17 protein-coding genes are annotated in these 15511 nt (G+C 74.7%); 8 read left to right on the top strand and 9 right to left on the bottom strand.

Going from position 1 to position 15511, the window contains the following annotated elements; genetic code table 11:
- Positions 1-20: 20 nt before the first annotated feature.
- Genes pdxR through IEZ31_RS25505 form a run of 4 tightly spaced genes read left to right on the top strand, consistent with a single transcriptional unit; the run spans position 21 to position 3700 of the window.
- Positions 21-1430 (top strand): MocR-like pyridoxine biosynthesis transcription factor PdxR, encoded by a 1410-nt coding sequence (gene pdxR, locus IEZ31_RS25520; RefSeq protein WP_190252501.1) that lies wholly within the window; start codon positions 21-23, stop codon positions 1428-1430.
- Between the two features lie 35 nt (positions 1431-1465).
- Complete coding sequence (locus tag IEZ31_RS25515) at positions 1466-2308, top strand: L,D-transpeptidase (protein WP_190252500.1); 843 nt, start codon at positions 1466-1468, stop codon at positions 2306-2308.
- Between the two features lie 42 nt (positions 2309-2350).
- Entirely contained in the window at positions 2351-2983 is a 633-nt protein-coding gene (locus IEZ31_RS25510) for a dTMP kinase (protein ID WP_229835834.1), read from the top strand.
- 42 nt (positions 2984-3025) lie between these two features.
- On the top strand, positions 3026-3700 hold the full coding sequence (locus IEZ31_RS25505; protein WP_190252499.1) for a sensor histidine kinase: 675 nt from the start codon (positions 3026-3028) through the stop codon (positions 3698-3700).
- Between the two features lie 121 nt (positions 3701-3821).
- On the opposite strand, the gene IEZ31_RS25500 is transcribed toward IEZ31_RS25505, so the two are convergent.
- Genes IEZ31_RS25500 through IEZ31_RS25490 form a run of 3 tightly spaced genes read right to left on the bottom strand, consistent with a single transcriptional unit; the run spans position 3822 to position 6148 of the window.
- Positions 3822-4220, bottom strand: coding sequence for a PIN domain-containing protein (locus IEZ31_RS25500; protein WP_190252498.1), 399 nt, complete (start codon positions 4218-4220; stop codon positions 3822-3824).
- Positions 4221-4259: 39 nt separating this feature from the next.
- The gene (gene bioD, locus IEZ31_RS25495; RefSeq protein ID WP_229835833.1) at positions 4260-5003 is read right to left on the bottom strand and encodes a dethiobiotin synthase; all 744 of its coding nucleotides are present in this window, start codon (positions 5001-5003) and stop codon (positions 4260-4262) included.
- Complete coding sequence (locus IEZ31_RS25490; protein ID WP_190252497.1) at positions 5000-6148, bottom strand: 8-amino-7-oxononanoate synthase; 1149 nt, start codon at positions 6146-6148, stop codon at positions 5000-5002. Before IEZ31_RS25490 ends, bioD begins: the two co-directional genes overlap by 4 nt.
- Positions 6149-6253: 105 nt before the next feature.
- Between IEZ31_RS25490 and bioB the strand changes: the two genes are divergently transcribed.
- Both bioB and bsaP read left to right on the top strand, forming a co-directional pair.
- The gene (gene bioB / locus IEZ31_RS25485) at positions 6254-7237 is read left to right on the top strand and encodes a biotin synthase BioB (protein WP_190252496.1); all 984 of its coding nucleotides are present in this window, start codon (positions 6254-6256) and stop codon (positions 7235-7237) included.
- On the top strand, positions 7234-7413 hold the full coding sequence (gene bsaP / locus IEZ31_RS25480; protein WP_190252495.1) for a biotin synthase auxiliary protein BsaP: 180 nt from the start codon (positions 7234-7236) through the stop codon (positions 7411-7413). The genes bioB and bsaP overlap by 4 nt, the downstream gene beginning before the upstream one ends.
- On the opposite strand, the gene IEZ31_RS25475 is transcribed toward bsaP, so the two are convergent.
- The gene (locus IEZ31_RS25475; RefSeq protein ID WP_190252494.1) at positions 7403-8572 is read right to left on the bottom strand and encodes an FAD-dependent oxidoreductase; all 1170 of its coding nucleotides are present in this window, start codon (positions 8570-8572) and stop codon (positions 7403-7405) included. The two genes, bsaP and IEZ31_RS25475, sit on opposite strands and share 11 nt — an antisense overlap.
- Entirely contained in the window at positions 8572-9615 is a 1044-nt protein-coding gene (gene lgt, locus IEZ31_RS25470) for a prolipoprotein diacylglyceryl transferase (protein WP_190252493.1), read from the bottom strand. The genes IEZ31_RS25475 and lgt overlap by 1 nt, the downstream gene beginning before the upstream one ends.
- 124 nt (positions 9616-9739) lie before the next feature.
- Here lgt and IEZ31_RS25465 point away from each other — a divergent pair, with 124 nt between their 5' ends.
- Together IEZ31_RS25465 and IEZ31_RS25460 are read left to right on the top strand one after the other, a co-directional pair.
- Complete coding sequence (locus IEZ31_RS25465) at positions 9740-10228, top strand: NUDIX hydrolase (RefSeq protein WP_190252492.1); 489 nt, start codon at positions 9740-9742, stop codon at positions 10226-10228.
- 45 nt (positions 10229-10273) lie between these two features.
- A complete protein-coding gene (locus IEZ31_RS25460; protein ID WP_190252491.1) occupies positions 10274-10927 on the top strand; it encodes an SGNH/GDSL hydrolase family protein in 654 nt (217 codons plus the stop codon).
- Between the two features lie 361 nt (positions 10928-11288).
- Here the strand turns inward: IEZ31_RS25460 and IEZ31_RS25455 are convergent, their stop codons facing one another.
- From IEZ31_RS25455 to trpC, 4 genes are all read right to left on the bottom strand, one after another.
- Entirely contained in the window at positions 11289-12545 is a 1257-nt protein-coding gene (locus IEZ31_RS25455; RefSeq protein ID WP_190252490.1) for an outer membrane protein assembly factor BamB family protein, read from the bottom strand.
- 138 nt (positions 12546-12683) lie between these two features.
- Positions 12684-13478, bottom strand: coding sequence for a tryptophan synthase subunit alpha (gene trpA / locus IEZ31_RS25450; RefSeq protein ID WP_190252489.1), 795 nt, complete (start codon positions 13476-13478; stop codon positions 12684-12686).
- On the bottom strand, positions 13475-14695 hold the full coding sequence (trpB, locus tag IEZ31_RS25445; RefSeq protein ID WP_190252488.1) for a tryptophan synthase subunit beta: 1221 nt from the start codon (positions 14693-14695) through the stop codon (positions 13475-13477). Before trpB ends, trpA begins: the two co-directional genes overlap by 4 nt.
- A complete protein-coding gene (gene trpC / locus IEZ31_RS25440) occupies positions 14692-15495 on the bottom strand; it encodes an indole-3-glycerol phosphate synthase TrpC (RefSeq protein ID WP_190252594.1) in 804 nt (267 codons plus the stop codon). Before trpC ends, trpB begins: the two co-directional genes overlap by 4 nt.
- Between the last annotated feature and the right edge of the window lie 16 nt (positions 15496-15511).

Genomic DNA, 15511 nt, shown 5'->3' with positions numbered 1-15511 from the left:
TCCCGATTGGGCCAAGCATCGTGGACCTGCACATCAGCCTCGACGGGCGCGGCGACCGCACCGACCGCATCTACCGGCAGCTGCGCGACGCGATCCTCGACGGCCGGCTGCGCGCCGGGGAGCGGGTGCCGCCGAGCCGCGAGCTGGCCCGCCGGCTGTCGGTGGCGCGCAACACGGTCGCCGCCGCCTACGACCGGCTGGTCGGCGACGGGTTCCTGGAGGGCCGGGCCGGCGCCGGCACGTTCGTCGCGTTCCGCCCGGCCCGCCCGGCGCAGCGGCGCGCCCCGGGCGGTGCGCTGCGGCCGGCGCGGCGCTGGGCGCAGCTGCTCGACGAGCCCCCGCCCGCCGAACCGGCCCGCTTCGACCTGCGCGCCGGGCACCCGGACCCGGCGCTGTTCCCGCTCGCCACCTGGCGCCGGCTGCTGGGCCGCTCGCTCGCCGCCCGGGCCGACTACGGCGACCCGGCCGGCGCCCCCGAGCTGCGGGCGGCGATCGCCCGGCACGCCGGGCTGTCCCGCTCGGTGCGGGCCGCGCCCGACGACGTGCTCGTGACGCACGGCGCCCAGCAGGCCCTGGACCTCGTCGCCCGGGTGCTCGTCGAGCCGGGGGCGGTCGTCGCGGTCGAGGAGCCCGGCTACCGGCCGGCCCGGCGGCTGTTCGCCGCCCACGGCGCCCGGGTCGTGGGCGTGCCGGTCGACGCCGAGGGGATCGTGGTGGGCGCGCTGCCGCGCACCGCGCGCCTCGTCTACGTCACGCCGTCCCACCAGTACCCGCTGGGCATCGCGATGTCGCTGCACCGCCGCTCGGCGCTGCTGGCCTGGGCCGAGGAGACCGGGGCGGCGGTGGTCGAGGACGACTACGACAGCGAGTTCCGCTTCTCCGACCGGCCGCTCGAGCCGCTGCAGAGCCTCGACCGGGCCGGCCGGGTGATCTACGTCGGCTCGTTCTCGAAGACGCTGCTGCCCGCGCTGCGGCTGGGCTTCCTGGTCGCGCCGGCCACCCTGCGCCCGGCGCTGCGGGCCGCGAAGCGGCTCACCGACTGGCACGGCGACCCGGCCGCCCAGCTGGCCCTGGCGGCGCTGCTCGACGAGGGCCGGCTGGCCCGGCACCTGCGCGCGGTGACCCGCGTCTACGCGGCCCGGCACGAGCTGCTCACGGCGGCCGCCCGGGGTCCCCTGGCCGGGTGGTTCACGCCGGTGCCCTCCTCGGCCGGCCTGCACCTGACCTTCCGCGCGGTGCCCGGCCTGCCGGTGGACGCGATCGTCGCCCGCCTGCGCGCGGCCGAGGTCGCGGTCGAGCCCCTGGCCTCGTTCTACGCCGAGCCGCCGCCCCGTCCCGACCCCGGGCTGGTCGTCGGCTACGGCTCGATCCCGACCGCCAACCTGCCGGAGGCCATCCTCCGGATCGAGGCCGCCTGCCGGAACGCCTGACGCGGACCGCCAGGTGGCCCCGCTACGCTGGGCGGATGCTCCTGCGCCGGGTCGCCGTCCTCACCGCGCTCGCAGCCACACTCACCGCCTGCGGCGGCAGACCGGCCAGCACTCCCACGGCGGCACCGCCGGCGTCCCAGGCGCCGACGGCCGCCGCGTCCGCGAGCCCCGCGCCGCCGGCCGCGGCGAGCACCCCGCCGGCCGCGGCGCCCGCCGCCGGGTTGCCGACGATCACCTACACACAGGCGGCGACCGGCTTCCCGGCCGACCCCGACCAGGCGTCGACCACGGCGCTCACCGAGGGACTGCAGCTCGCCGCGAAGAGCCCGGTCTACGACGCCCCGGGCGGGCAGGCCCGCGCCTACCTGACCCCGCAGATCAGCGGCGTCGACCTGGTCATGCCGATCGTCGCGCGCCGCGACGGCTGGGTGGCGGTGCTGCTGCCGTCGATCAACCGCAGCGTCGGCTGGCTGCCGGCCGGCGGCTGGACCACCCGGCCGCTGCGCGACCAGCTCGTCGTGCGGCGCTCCGCGTTCACCCTCACCTGGCTGCGCGACGGCGTGACCCAGCAGACCTGGACCGTCACGATCGGTGCGCCGTCCACGCCGACGCCGCTCGGCCGCACGTTCGTGCTCGGGCGCTCGTCGCTGCCGAGCAAGGTCTACGCGGGCCTGGACGTGCTCGCCCTCGGCGCCGTGCCCGACGACAAGAACGCCGTCGACGAGGGCCTCTACGACGCGCACACCGGGATCCACGCCTGGTACCGCAACGAGTTCGGCTACAAGAAGTCCAACGGCTGCGTCCGGATGCCCCCGGCGGCCCAGAAGGTGCTGCTCGACCAGGTCGCCAGCGGCACGAGTGTGATCGTCCTCCCGTAGCGCTCACAGCGGTTTCACATCCGCGGGCTTATCGTTGGGTGGGTGATCCGTACAGTGGCACTGATTGGTATCGACGGCGCCGGCAAGAGCACCCAGGCCCGGTGGCTCGCCGACTGGCTGACCGCGACCGGGACCCCGGCGCGCTACCACCGCAACGCCGCCGGCCGGGTCTTCTTCGGCAAGGTGGCCCGCCGGCTCGGGCGGCGCGACGCCGAGGACCTCCTCGGCGTGCGGGGCTTCCTCCTGGTCGAGACGCTGCTGCGCTGGCTGGTCATCGCCCGGGCGCTGCTGCTGTCCCGGCTGACCGGCACGGTCGCGGTGATGGACCGGTACACCTACTGCCAGTACACGAGCATCACCGTGCGCGGCGGGAGGCAGCGCTGGGCGCGGGCCCTGTTCGCCGCCTTCCCGAAGCCGGACCTGGTCCTGTACCTCGCGGTGGCGCCGGCGACCGCCCAGGAGCGGGTCGAGGCGCGCGGCAAGGACCACGAGGAGCTGTCCTACCTGGCGGCCTGCGACGCGGCGTACCGCGCGCTGCCCGAGGCCGCCGGCTTCACGATCGTCGACGCGTCGGGCGAGCCGCCGGCCGTGCAGGCCGAACTGCGCCGCGCCGTGCTGCGCCAGCCGGTGCCGCACTCGCCGCGGGCGCCGCGGCACCTGCTCCCGATCGGGTGAACCGGCACACCTTCCCGCCCGCCGCCGGGGTTTGTCAGGTCGATGAGCACCTTGTTCTCCACCGGTGACGACACGGCGGCGCGGATGCGGCACGAGTTGCACACGCCGCTGACCTCGATCCTCGCGTACACCCGGCTGCTGCGCGACGACCCCGGCGGGCCGGGCGAGGGCGCGGCCTGCCTGGACGCCATCGACCGCAACGCGATACGGCTCGAGCGGTACGTCGACACCGTGGTACTGCCGCTGGCGGCGACCGGCGGGGCCGCACCGCGGTCCGGTGCGACCGACCTGGTGGCGGTGCTGCGCGACGCGGTCGACCTGGCCCGCCGGGTGGCGGTGGCCGGCGGGGTGAGCGTGCACGCCGACGTGCCCGACACGGTGCCGGTCGCGGCCGACGAGATGGTCTGCCGGCACCTGGTCGGTCAGCTCGTCCTCTGGCTGGCCACGGCCGCGCCGGCCCGCGCGCACGTCGCGGTCACGCTGCGCCGCGACCCGGCCCCGGCGATCGACGCGCGGATCGTCCCGCACGCGGAGCTGACGACGCCGCTCGGTGCCGCGCCGCGCCGCCCGGCCGACGACGCGCCGGCCCTGCCGAGCGCCGCCGACCTGCGGGTGGCCCGGGCGGTGGCCGCGCTGTGCGGCGGCGACGTCCGCCTGGACGACACGTCGTTCCGCCTCACCCTGCCGGCAACGGTGCTCGCCCCGTCGCCCCGCTAGCCCCCATTGCGTCGATCTTGCAGTTGTGGTGCCGCGACGCTCCAGGAATGTCCAGGTTTGTCAGGCACCACAACTGCAAGATCGACACGGGGAGCAGCTTCCCGGGAGCAGCGGGGCGCTGCTAGAGGTCGACGATGCCGTTCAGGTCGCCCAGCGAGCGGCGCACGTGCGCGCCGTGGGCGGTGACCAGCCGGGCCTCGTGCCGCTGGGCCTCGGCGACCGCGTGGGCCAGGCCGACGGTGCTGTTCAGGCGCGACGCGAGCCGGCCGAGGTCGACCGCGTCGGCGCCGTCGAGCGGCGCCACCCGCACGCCGGTCGTGGCCACGAGCGCGTCGAGCCGGCCCAGCTCCTCACGGTAGTCGAGCTCGCCGCGGGTCTCGGCGACGGCGACCGCCGGGACGACGACCGTGCCGCCGCCGGCGACCACGTTCGCGACCAGCTCCTCGACCCCCGCCTTGCCCTGTGTGTACGCCAGGATGGCCGACGTGTCGAGCACGAGGTCGCCCACGATCGCTTCCATGGCGCCGACCGTACCGGCTTTGATCGATCTTCGTCGTCCCTACTTGCTGTGGGAGCGAAAAGCGACCGGGTCGAACCGACCGTGCAGCCGGTCCGCCAGCCAGTGCGGCGCCTCCCGGCGGAACAGCTCCGGGGCGAGGGCGCCGGCGCCGTCGGGCACCGCGCCGGCCAGCTCGCCCGGCAGGTCGAACAGGTTGGTGCGGTGGACCAGCTCCGGGTCGGCCGGCCACGCGCCGAGGACGACCAGCGCCGGGACGCCGCGGCGGGCGAGCGCCTCCAGCGTGAGGGCGGTGTGGTTCAGGGTGCCCAGCCCGGCGCGGGCGACGACGACGGCCGTCGCGTCGAGGGCGGCGGCGAGGTCGAGGACGGTCCAGCCGCCTTCGCCCATCGGTACCAGCAGACCCCCCGCGCCCTCGATCAGCGTCAGGTCGTGGTTCTCGGCGGCGCCGCGGATCGCCAGCTGGGCCATGACCGCCGTGAGCGCGTCCTCCCCGGCCACGCGGGCGGCGGCGAGCGGGGCGAGCGGGTCCGGGTACTCGGCGAGGGTCCGCACGCTCGCCGGCTCGGCCAGGCGGGCCACGGTGCGCGCGTCCGGCTCGTCGCCGTCGGCGGTGCCGGTCTGGGCCGGCTTCACCACGGCGACGCTGAGCCCGGCGGCGGTCGCCGTGGCGGCGATGGCGGCGGTGACGATGGTCTTGCCGACGCCGGTGTCGGTGCCGGTGACGACGACGGGGCCGGTGAGCGGGACGGGGATGACGGTCGAACCCTCGAAGAGGTCCGTCACGGGCGCTCCTTGATGATGATGTCGAGCGCGTGGTCGAAGTCCTCGGCCGGCACGCCGACGCCGACGGTCAGCCGCAGCCGCGCGCGACCGTCCGGTGTGGACGGTGGGCGGAAGCAGCCTACCGCGACCCCGCGCTCGCGGCAGGCCGCCGCCCAGGCGAACGCCTCGTCGGGGCTGGGCGCGGCGACCGAGACGACCCCGCCGTCGGGTGCCGAGACCTCCAGGCCCTCGGCCCGCAGCCGCGCCACGGCCCGGGCGGTGCGGGCGTGCAGCTCGGCGCGCAGCGCGTCACCGCCGGCGAGCAGCCGCAGGGCGGCGAGGGCGCCGGCGGCGACGGCCGGCGGCAGCGCGGTGTCGTAGATGAACGTGCGTCCGGTGTCGACGAGCAGCCGGTGCAGCTGCCGCGGGCCGGCGACGACACCGCCGGCCGCCCCCAGCGACTTGGACAGCGTCGCGGTGACCACCACGTCCGGCTCCCCGGCCAGCCCGGCGGCGGCGACCCCGCCGGCGCCGCGCGGGCCGAGCACGCCGAGCGCGTGGGCGTCGTCGACGAGCAGCAGCGCGCCGTGCGCCCGGGCGACCGCGTGCAGCTCGGCGAGCGGCGCCAGGTCCCCGTCGACGGAGAAGACGCTCTCGGTGACCACGACCGCGGGCCGGCCCGGGTGGGCGGCCAGGATGTCGCGGACCGCGGCCGGGTCGGCGTGCGGCGCGACGACGGTGGCCGCGCCCGCGCGCCCGGCCCGGCCGGCGCAGGCGAGCCGGCAGCCGTCGACGATCGACGCGTGGTTGTGGGCGTCGGAGACGACGAGGGTGCCGTCCCGCACGAGGGCCCGCACGGCGCCGAGGTTGGCCAGGTAGCCCGAGGAGTACACCAGCGCCGACTCGGCGCCCAGCAGGTCCGCCAGCCCGGTCTCCAGGGCCTCGTGGACGGCGGTGGTGCCGCGCACGAGCCGCGAGCCGGTCGCGCCGAGCCCGAACTCGGCGAGCGCCCCGGCCGCGGCGGCGAGCACCTCGGGGTGGCGGGACAGGCCCAGGTAGTCGTTGCCGGCGAGGTCGATCGCCGCCCCGCGGGGGCGCAGCTCGCGCCGCAGGCCCGCGGCGTGCCGCGCCGCGGCGTCGTCGTCGAGCGCGTTCAGCCACTCCACGTGGGGCCTCCCCGAGTCGTTGTAGAACCTCTACGATGCCGATTGTGCAACGTCGACAAACCATCCGGCCCCGCGGGGGTCCTGAACGCTTTGTAAGGTACGACCATGCTTGATGCTGCCAAGACCGTCCTGGACACCGGTGTGGGGCTCGACCGCGAGGGCGTCCTCGCCGTCCTGCGCTGCAGCGACGAGGAGCTCCCGGAGTACCTCGCCGTCGCCCACGACGTGCGGATGCGCTGGTGCGGGCCCGAGGTCGAGGTCGAGGGCATCGTGTCGCTCAAGACCGGCGGCTGCCCCGAGGACTGCCACTTCTGCTCGCAGTCCGGCCTGTTCACGTCCCCCGTGCGGGCGGTCTGGCTCGACATCCCGTCGCTCGTCGAGGCGGCGAAGCAGACCGCCGCGACCGGGGCCACCGAGTTCTGCATCGTCGCCGCCGTCCGCGGCCCCGACCAGCGGCTCATGGCCCAGCTCGCCGACGGCGTCGCCGCCATCCGGGCGGCCGTCGACATCAACATCGCCGCGTCGCTCGGCATGCTCACCCAGGAGCAGGTCGACGAGCTGGCGGCGCTGGGGATCCACCGCTACAACCACAACCTGGAGACCGCCCGGTCGCACTTCCCGCAGGTCGTCAGCACCCACACGTGGGAGGAGCGCTGGGACACGCTGCGGATGGTCCGCGCCGCCGGCATGGAGGTGTGCTGCGGCGGCATCCTCGGCCTCGGCGAGACCGTCGAGCAGCGCGCCGAGTTCGCGATCCAGCTGCAGGAGCTCGACCCGCACGAGGTGCCGCTGAACTTCCTCAACCCGCGGCCCGGCACGCCGCTGTCCGACCAGCCGGTCCTCGACCCGAAGGACGCGCTGCGGGCCATCGCCGCGTTCCGGCTGGCGCTGCCGCGGACGCTGCTGCGGTACGCCGGCGGAAGAGAGATCACGCTCGGCGACCTCGGCACCCGCGACGGGCTGCTCGGCGGGGTCAACGCGGTGATCGTCGGCAACTACCTCACGACGCTGGGCCGGGCCCCGTCGGAGGACCTGGCGCTGCTCGACGAGCTGCGCATGCCCGTCAAGGCCCTGTCGGCGACGCTGTGACCTACTGCGACCGGTGTGGGGAGCCGCTCGCCGGCGGCTCCCACGAGGCGTGCGCGGCCGCCCGCGCCCTCGAACCGCCGCGATACTGCCCGCAGTGCCGGCGGCGGATGAAGGTGCAGGTGCTCCCGGCCGGCTGGTCGGCGGCCTGCGTCGAGCACGGCGTGCTCAGCCGGTAGGCCCGGGCCACTCCGTCGCGATGGCGGCGGCCTTGTCCAGGGTTCTCGGGTTGACCCGGCTCAGCGCGGCCAGCCGCCCCCGCGGCTGCAGCACCGAGCCGGCCTTGCGCGTCTGCAGCAGGACCCGTTGCACGCGGTTGCGGCGGCGGCGGTCGTACTCCTGGAGACCCGCCGCCAGGCTGCCGTTCACCAGCACCGCCTGGAGCGTGGCCACGTCCTCCAGGGCCAGGCACGCGCCCTGGGCCAGGTGGTGCGGCATCGCGTGGGCGGCGTCGCCCACCAGCACGTAGCCGCCCGGCCCGGCCGGCACCCCGAACGTCCCCGGCAGCGGCTTGAGCTCCCCCACCGGCTCCTGCAGCAGGTCGTCGGCCTCGGTCGCGGCCAGCAGCTGCCCCACCGGGGCATGCCAGCCGGCGAACCAGCGGCGCAGCAGCGCCAGCTGCCCGGCCGGCGGCTCGGGCCGCAGCGCGCCCGGCACGGTCGCCGTCCAGGCGATGCCGCCGCGGCTCGTGTGCCCCTGGTGGCCCTGCTCGCCCAGCGACGCGTACGTGAAGCGGTGCCCCGCCCCCATCGTCTCGCCGTGCGGCGGCAGCTCCTCGGGCAGCTGCGGCGCGCGGTACCACGGGATCACCGCCCGCCAGGCCGCGAACCCGGCGCTCGCGAACGTGGTGCCCGCGGCCAGCCGGCGGCGCACGACGCTGTCCGCACCGTCCGCCGCCACGACCAGGTCGGCCTCGAACATGACCCGGCCGTCACCGACCGCCGGGCGGTCCCGGGTCACCCGTGCGCTCTGCACGGCGATGCCGCCCCGCACGTCGACCTGGTCGCCCAGGCCGGCGATGAACGCGTCGTGCAGGTCCTCGCCGTGCACGACGACCGGCGGCGACTCCAGCTCGGCCGCGCCGGGCTGGACCAGCCACTGCCCGTCGGGGCGGCGGATGCCCGTCGGCGGCACCGGCGTCGAGATGCCGTCGAGGCCGCCGGCCAGGCCGAGGGCGCGCAGGGCGCGCACGCCGTTGGGCCACAGCACGACCGCGGAGCGGCCGGCGCGGAGCCGGTCCTCGCGCTCGAGCAGGGTGACGGACCAGCCGGTCCGGGCCAGCGCACCGGCCGCGGCGAGCCCGGCGACGCCGGCGCCCACCACGACTGCGGTGCGCATCAGGGCTTACCCGCTTCTTCCTCGGCCTTCTCGGTCTTCGTGCGGGGTTCGTCCTCGTCTTCCGGTTCGTCGTCGGCCGCCGCGTCCGCTTCCTGCGCGTCCGCGCTCTCCGCCGCTTCGTCCTTCTCGGACGTTTCGGACTTTTCCGGCACCGCTGGGGAATCCGCGCCGACGAGCGTGATGCGCCCCTGCTCGTCGTACGTCACCCGCTCCTGCGGCCCGCGGACCCGCAGGAAGTAGGCCAGCGCGGCGGCGAAGACGATGATCGACGTCCAGTTGTTCAGGCGCATGCCGAGGAAGTGGTGCGCCTCGTCGATGCGCAGCAGCTCGACCCAGAACCGGCCGACCGTGTACAGCATCACGTACAGCGCGAACGCCCGCCCTCTGCCCAGGGACCAGCGGCGGTCGGCATACCAGACCACCAGCGCGACACCGATGCACCACAGCGACTCGTAGAGGAACGTCGGATGGAAGATGCCGGCGACGTTCGGCTCACCGGCGATCTCCTGCGCCCGTCCGGCGGCCGCGTCCCATTGGTACACCTTGAGGCCCCACGGCAGGGTCGTCTCCTTGCCGTAGAGCTCGTTGTTGAACCAGTTGCCCCAGCGGCCGATCGCCTGCGCCACCGGCAGGCCCACGGCCAGAGCGTCGGCGGTCATCGCGAACGGCAGGTTGAGCCGCCGGCAGGCGATGAACGCGCCGAGCGCGCCGCCGGCGATGCCGCCCCAGATGCCGAGGCCACCCTCCCAGATCTTGAACGCCTTGACGATCGAGCCACCGTCGCCGAAATACGCCTCGGGAGAGGTGAGCACGTGGTACAGACGGGCACCGATGATGCCGGCCGGGACCGCCCAGATCGCGACGTCGAGGATCACCCACGGGGGTGCGCCCCGGGCGCGCAGGCGGCGGTCGGCGATGAAGCAGGCGGCCACGATGCCCAGCACGATGCACAGTGCATAGGCCCGCAGCGGGATCGGACCGATGTCCCAGACACCACGGGTCGGGCTGGGGATCTCGGCCAGCGGGAAAAGGGCAGCATCCACGGGTGCACACGCTACCGCCGATCCGCCGAAACGCGATGCCCTGCCCCTGCCCCGTCCGTGAAGTGGGAAGATCACCAGCAGCGAAGCTCTCGCAACCGTCCGCGGTGGCGCATACAGTCTGGGAATGAGCTACTCAGAGCTGAGTAACGGCAGCAAGGTCACACAGGCGGTCGCCGCGGTCATCGAGGACTCGGCCGGCCGCGTGTTGTTGTGCCAGCAGGCCGGCGGTCACCAGTTGTGGGGCCTGCCCGGCGGCAAGATCCGGGCGGCGGAGAGCCCGGTGCACGCCGCCATCCGGGACATCCGCGAGGAGACCGGCCTGGAGACCGAGATCGTCGAGATCATCGGGATGTACCAGCTGACCGGCGACGGCTGCGGCGAGTCCATGCCCGACCTGTTCGTCCACGTCTTCCGCGGCCGCCTCGACGGCGGCGGCCCCGCGCTCAACGCCCCCGGCAGGATCAGCCGCCTGGCCTGGCACGACCCGGCCACCCTCCCCCAGCCGCTGACCGCCACCACCCGCACCGCCATCGCCGACGCGGCGGCCGGGCGCACCGGCGTGCTCCGCGAGATCGAGCGCGACAAGGAGCCCGAGGTCGCCGACGCCGCGTAAAATTCCCGTTGGCGAGCGGGCCCGCACATCCGCGATGATCTCTGCATGCCTTCCGGGTACATCGCGCTCGGTGACTCCATGTCGATCGACGCCTACGCCGGCGGCCCCGGTCTCGGCGCGGCCTCCCTGCTCGCGGACGACCTGGGCATCGACCTGACCATGCTGGCCGCCGACGGCGCCACCAGCGACGACGTGGTGCGACGCCAGCTCGGCCAGGTCCACGGCCGCCCCGCGCTGATCACGCTGACGATGGGCGGCAACGACCTCCTGACGACCCTCGTCTCCGCCCCGGCCCCGGCCGCCCTGTCGGCCGCCGTGACCCGGATCGCTGAAAATTACGAGACCGCGCTCACGTCGTTGACGGCCACGGGTGCCCGCGTGATCGCCACGACGGTGTACGACCCGTCGGACGGCACCGGCGACCTCTCCCTCATCGGCTTGCCGGAGATGGCCGGCGGCGCGGCGGTCCTGGACACGCTGAACACCTTCATCCGCGAGGCCGCGACCCGCCACGGCGCCGCCCTGGCCGACGTCCACGCGGCGTTCCTGGGGCACGGCACGAGCGCGGGCGACATCTCGACCCCCGACTCCCGCCCGGCCAACCGCAACCTGTGGTTCTGCGGCCACATCGAACCGAACGCATGGGGCGCCCAGGCGATCCGCAACACGTGGCGCCGAGCGCTGCAGTCCGCCGCCTAGCCGCGCAGTTCGCCCGCCGCTCCACGACCCTCGCTGCACAGTCGCTGCTCCACGGCCCTCGCTGCGCGGCCCTCGCTGCACGGTCCTCGCTGCGCGGTCGCTGCTCCACGGCCCTCGCTCCACGGCCCTCGCTGCGCGGCCGTCTGCTCCGCGGGCGCCGCTCCAGGCTCGTCGCTCCATGATCAAGGGAAACATCTGGCTGTCCCGACAGCCAGATTCTTCCCTCGATCATGGAACTGGCCGGAGTGATCGCCAGTTTTGGGCACCAGGTCCACGACCTCACGCGGGCCGCGCATGATCACGGAACTTTCCGTCCTCATACGACACAGAAAGGTCCGCGATCATGCACGGCGCAGCGGAGTCAGCGCACGGCGAGCGCGTAGAGCCGTTCGAGCGCCGCGAAGTACACATGTTCCCCGGCCAACAGCAGCGGCTCGGCCCCCTGCAGTGCGTCGAACCCGAGCTCGACCCGATCCAGCACTCGCCCGTCGGCGGCGGAGAACGCCGTGAGATCGGTCCGATGCCGAACGTCATCGCCACGAACATCGAAGTGGTAGGCGACGACGTACACGACACCGCCTCCGTTGACGGGCGCCCAGTAGGAGGTGTCGACCTCCCACCCCAGCCCGTACCGGCCGGTCCACGCGACACTGCCGTCGGCGACCAGGATGGCGGCAACTCGCCCGGCGTCGCCGACCACGAACAGCGCTCGATCGGACACGGTACCGAACCGCGGCCGCCCAACTCCGACGACGTCGACGCGGCTCAAGCTCTTCGTGGCCCGCTGGGCAACGGCATCGATGCCGTTCGAGCGCTTCGCCGCCTGCTGGGCACCCGCATGTGGGCCCGCCCCGCCCCCGCCTGGCCTGTCACCCACGGTGGTCGTGGGGTTGTGCGCGCACCAGCGGTCGGCGCCGTCCCGCACCGCGTACGCGCAGACGCCACCGTCGCCCATCGCGTACACCGTGCCGGCGCGCGCCACCAGCTCGGCACCGCTCACCGCCCGCCGCCACGCCGGCCGGCCCGTCGTGACGTCGAACGCCGACAGCACGGGCGGGTCCTCGCTCGCCTGCAGCACGAGCCCGTCCCCGATCACCGGCGGGTGCAGGCCTGCCTCCCCGCCGAGCCGGGCCGTCCACGCCACCGCGCCGTCGGCCACACTGTACGCCGCCACCTCCGACCCCGCACTCCGCAAGATCAACCCGTCACCCACCGTATAGCCGCCCGACACGGCATCCGGCAGGACGGTCTCCCACCGCTGGTGGCCGGTCAAGCTGTACGCGGCGAGACGCCGGACCGCGGACCCCACGTCGACGGACTCGACGATCACGGTGCGGTCGACCACCGCCAGCCGGCCGAAGCGGCGGCCGGGCACGTCGACGATCGGGCCGAGGTCGGCGCCCGTCACCGCGTCGTACCGGCGCACCTGGCCGCTCGGGCCGCCGGCCGAACGGAAGAGGGTGCCGTCGACGACCACGGCGCCGCCGACCTGCTCCTCGTCGCGGCTCGCCGGCGCGGTCCACCGCACCGAAAGGCCGCGGGCCGGGGCGGCCACGGGCTGGTGGCCGGAGCGGCCGGGGTCGCCGCCGTCCTGGCGCCAGCCCGCATCGACGGCCACCGTCGGGCCGGTACCGACCGCGCCGGCAGGCCCCGCGAAGGGTCCCACAAAAGGTGCGCCGGCCGCGAACAGCACCAGCAGTACCAAATCGGAAAAACGCCGCACGCCAAGACAACGACGTGCGGCGGGGAAGGTCGCTCAGCGGCGGCGGACGCCCTCGGCCAGTTCGGCGCTGAGCGCGGCCACGGCGGCGACGCCCTCGGCGGGTGTGGGCGCGTCGAGCAGGCACCGCACGAGGGCGCTGCCGACGATGACGCCGTCGGCGAAGGCGCCCACCTCGGCCGCCTGGTCGCCGGTGGAGACGCCCAGGCCGACGGCGACGGGCCGGTCGGCGAACTGTCGCACGCGCGCGACGAGGGCGGGGGCGGCGCTGCTGGTGGTGCTGCGCGCGCCGGTGACGCCCATGACGCTGGTGGCGTAGACGAAGCCGCGGCAGGCCTCGGCGGTCAGCGCGATCCGCGCGTCGGTGGACGACGGCGCGACGAGGAAGACGCGGTCGAGGTCGTGCGCGTCGGAGGCGGCGAGCCAGGGCTCGGCCTCGTCGGGGATGAGATCGGGGGTGATGAGGCCGGCACCGCCGGCGGCGGCGAGGTCGCGGGCGAAGCGTTCGACACCGTACCGCTCGACCGGGTTCCAGTAGGTCATGGTGAGGATGGGCGCGCCGGTGGCGGCGGCCGCCTCGACGGTCCGCAGCCCGTCGGCGACCCGGAAGCCGCCGCGCAGCGCGGCCTCGGTGGCCCGCTGGATGACGGGGCCGTCCATGACGGGGTCGGAGTACGGCAGGCCGACCTCGACCACGTCGACGCCGTTGTCGATCATCGCCTTGATCGCGTCGACGGCGACGTCGACGGTCGGGAAGCCAGCCGGCAGGTAGCCGATGAGGACGCTGCGGCCCTCCGCGCGGGCCTTCTCGAACGCCACCGAAACGCTCATACGCTGAACCATTCGCGCGCAGTGTCCATGTCCTTGTCGCCCCGGCCGGAGAGGCAGACGATCACGAGCGGCTCGCGGCCGAGCTCGGCGGCGAGCTTCGGGATCACGCGCAGCGCGCCGGCGACGGCGTGGGCGCTCTCGATGGCCGGGATGATGCCCTCGGTGCGGCAGAGCAGCTTGAACGCGTCCATCGCCTCGGCGTCGGTGACCGGCTCGTAGACGGCGCGGCCGGTGTCGTGGAGGTACGCGTGCTCGGGGCCGACGGCCGGGTAGTCGAGGCCGGCGGAGATCGAGTGTGACTCGACGGTCTGGCCGTCCTCGTCCTGCAGCAGGTAGGTGCGGGCGCCGTGCAGGACGCCGGTGGCGCCGCCGGTGATGCTGGCGGCGTGGCGGCCGGTCTCGACGCCGTCGCCGCCGGCCTCGAAGCCGTAGAGGCGCACGTCGTCGTCGGGGACGAAGGCGTGGAAGGCGCCGATGGCGTTGGAGCCGCCGCCGACGCACGCGGCGACGGCGTCGGGGAGGCGGCCGGCCTGGCCGAGGATCTGCTGGCGGGCCTCGACGCTGATGCCGCTGACGAAGTCGCGGACCATGGCCGGGAAGGGGTGCGGTCCGGCGGCGGTACCGAGGAGGTAGTGGGTGGTGTCGACGTTGGTCACCCAGTCGCGCAGGGCCTCGTTGATGGCGTCCTTGAGGGTCTTGGAGCCGGTGGCGACGGGGATGACGGTGGCGCCGAGCATGCGCATGCGGGCGACGTTGAGGGCCTGGCGACGGGTGTCCTCTTCGCCCATGTAGACGACGCATTCGAGGTCGAGGAGGGCGCAGGCGGTGGCGCTGGCGACGCCGTGCTGGCCGGCGCCGGTCTCGGCGATGACCCGGGTCTTGCCCATGCGCTTGGTGAGTAGGGCCTGGCCGAGGACGTTGCGGACCTTGTGGGCGCCGGTGTGGTTGAGGTCCTCGCGCTTGAGGTAGATCCGCCCGCCGGCGTGGGCGGAGAGCCGGTCGGCGCGGTACAGCGGGCTGGGCGTGTTGGCGTAGTCGCGCAGGAGCCGGCCGAACTCGGCCTGGAACGCCTCGTCGGCCTGGGCGTGCCGGTAGGCGGCGTCGAGGCCGTCGAGGGCGGCGATGAGCGCCTCGGGGACGAAGCGCCCGCCGAACGGGCCGAAGTGGCCGGTCTGGTCGGGCAGGAGGCCGGCGGCGGAGAGGAACTGCCCGGTCACCGGGCGGCCCTCGGGGTGGCCGGGTGGCTGCCGGCGGTGACGAGCTCGGCGACGGCGTCGCGGGGGCTCTTCTGGGTGACGAGACCCTCCCCGACCAGTACCGCATCGGCCCCCGCGGAGGCGTAGCGGATGAGGTCGTGGGGCCCGCGCACGCCCGACTCGGCGATCTTGACGACCTCGGCGGGCAGGCCGGGCGCGATGCGCTCGAACACGGTGCGGTCGACCTCGAGGGTGCGCAGGTTGCGGGCGTTGACGCCGATGACTCGGGCGCCGGCCTCCAGCGCGCGGTCGGTCTCCTCCTCGTCGTGGACCTCGACGAGGGCGGTCATGCCGAGGCTCTCGATGCGGTCGAGCAGGCCCGACAGCGTGTTCTGGTCGAGGGCGGCGACGATGAGCAGGACGAGGTCGGCCCCGAACGCCCGGGCCTCGTGCACCTGGTAGGAGGACACGACGAAGTCCTTGCGTAACAGGGGCACGTCGACGGCGGCGCGCACGGCGGCGAAGTCGTCGAGGCTGCCGCCGAACCAGCGGCCCTCGGTGAGGACGCTGACGCAGCGGGCACCGCCGGCCGCATATTCCTTGGCGAGCTCGGCCGGGTCGGGAATCTCGGCCAGCTGACCCTTCGACGGCGAGCTGCGCTTGACCTCGGCGATCACCCCGACGCCGGGGGCGCGAAGTTTCGCGTAGGCGTCTTGTGGCGGTGGCGCCTGCGCGGCTCGCTGCTTGATCTCTTCCAGGGGCACCTGTCCCTCGCGGGCGGCCAGGTCCTCACGCACTCCGGCGAGGATCTCGTCGAGCACACGGCCACTTTCCGCG

The organism is Dactylosporangium sucinum, assembly GCF_014647515.1.
Classification (GTDB): domain Bacteria; phylum Actinomycetota; class Actinomycetes; order Mycobacteriales; family Micromonosporaceae; genus Dactylosporangium; species Dactylosporangium sucinum.
Note: the sequence above shows the minus strand (reverse complement) of the source record. Positions and strands in the feature narration are given on the sequence as shown.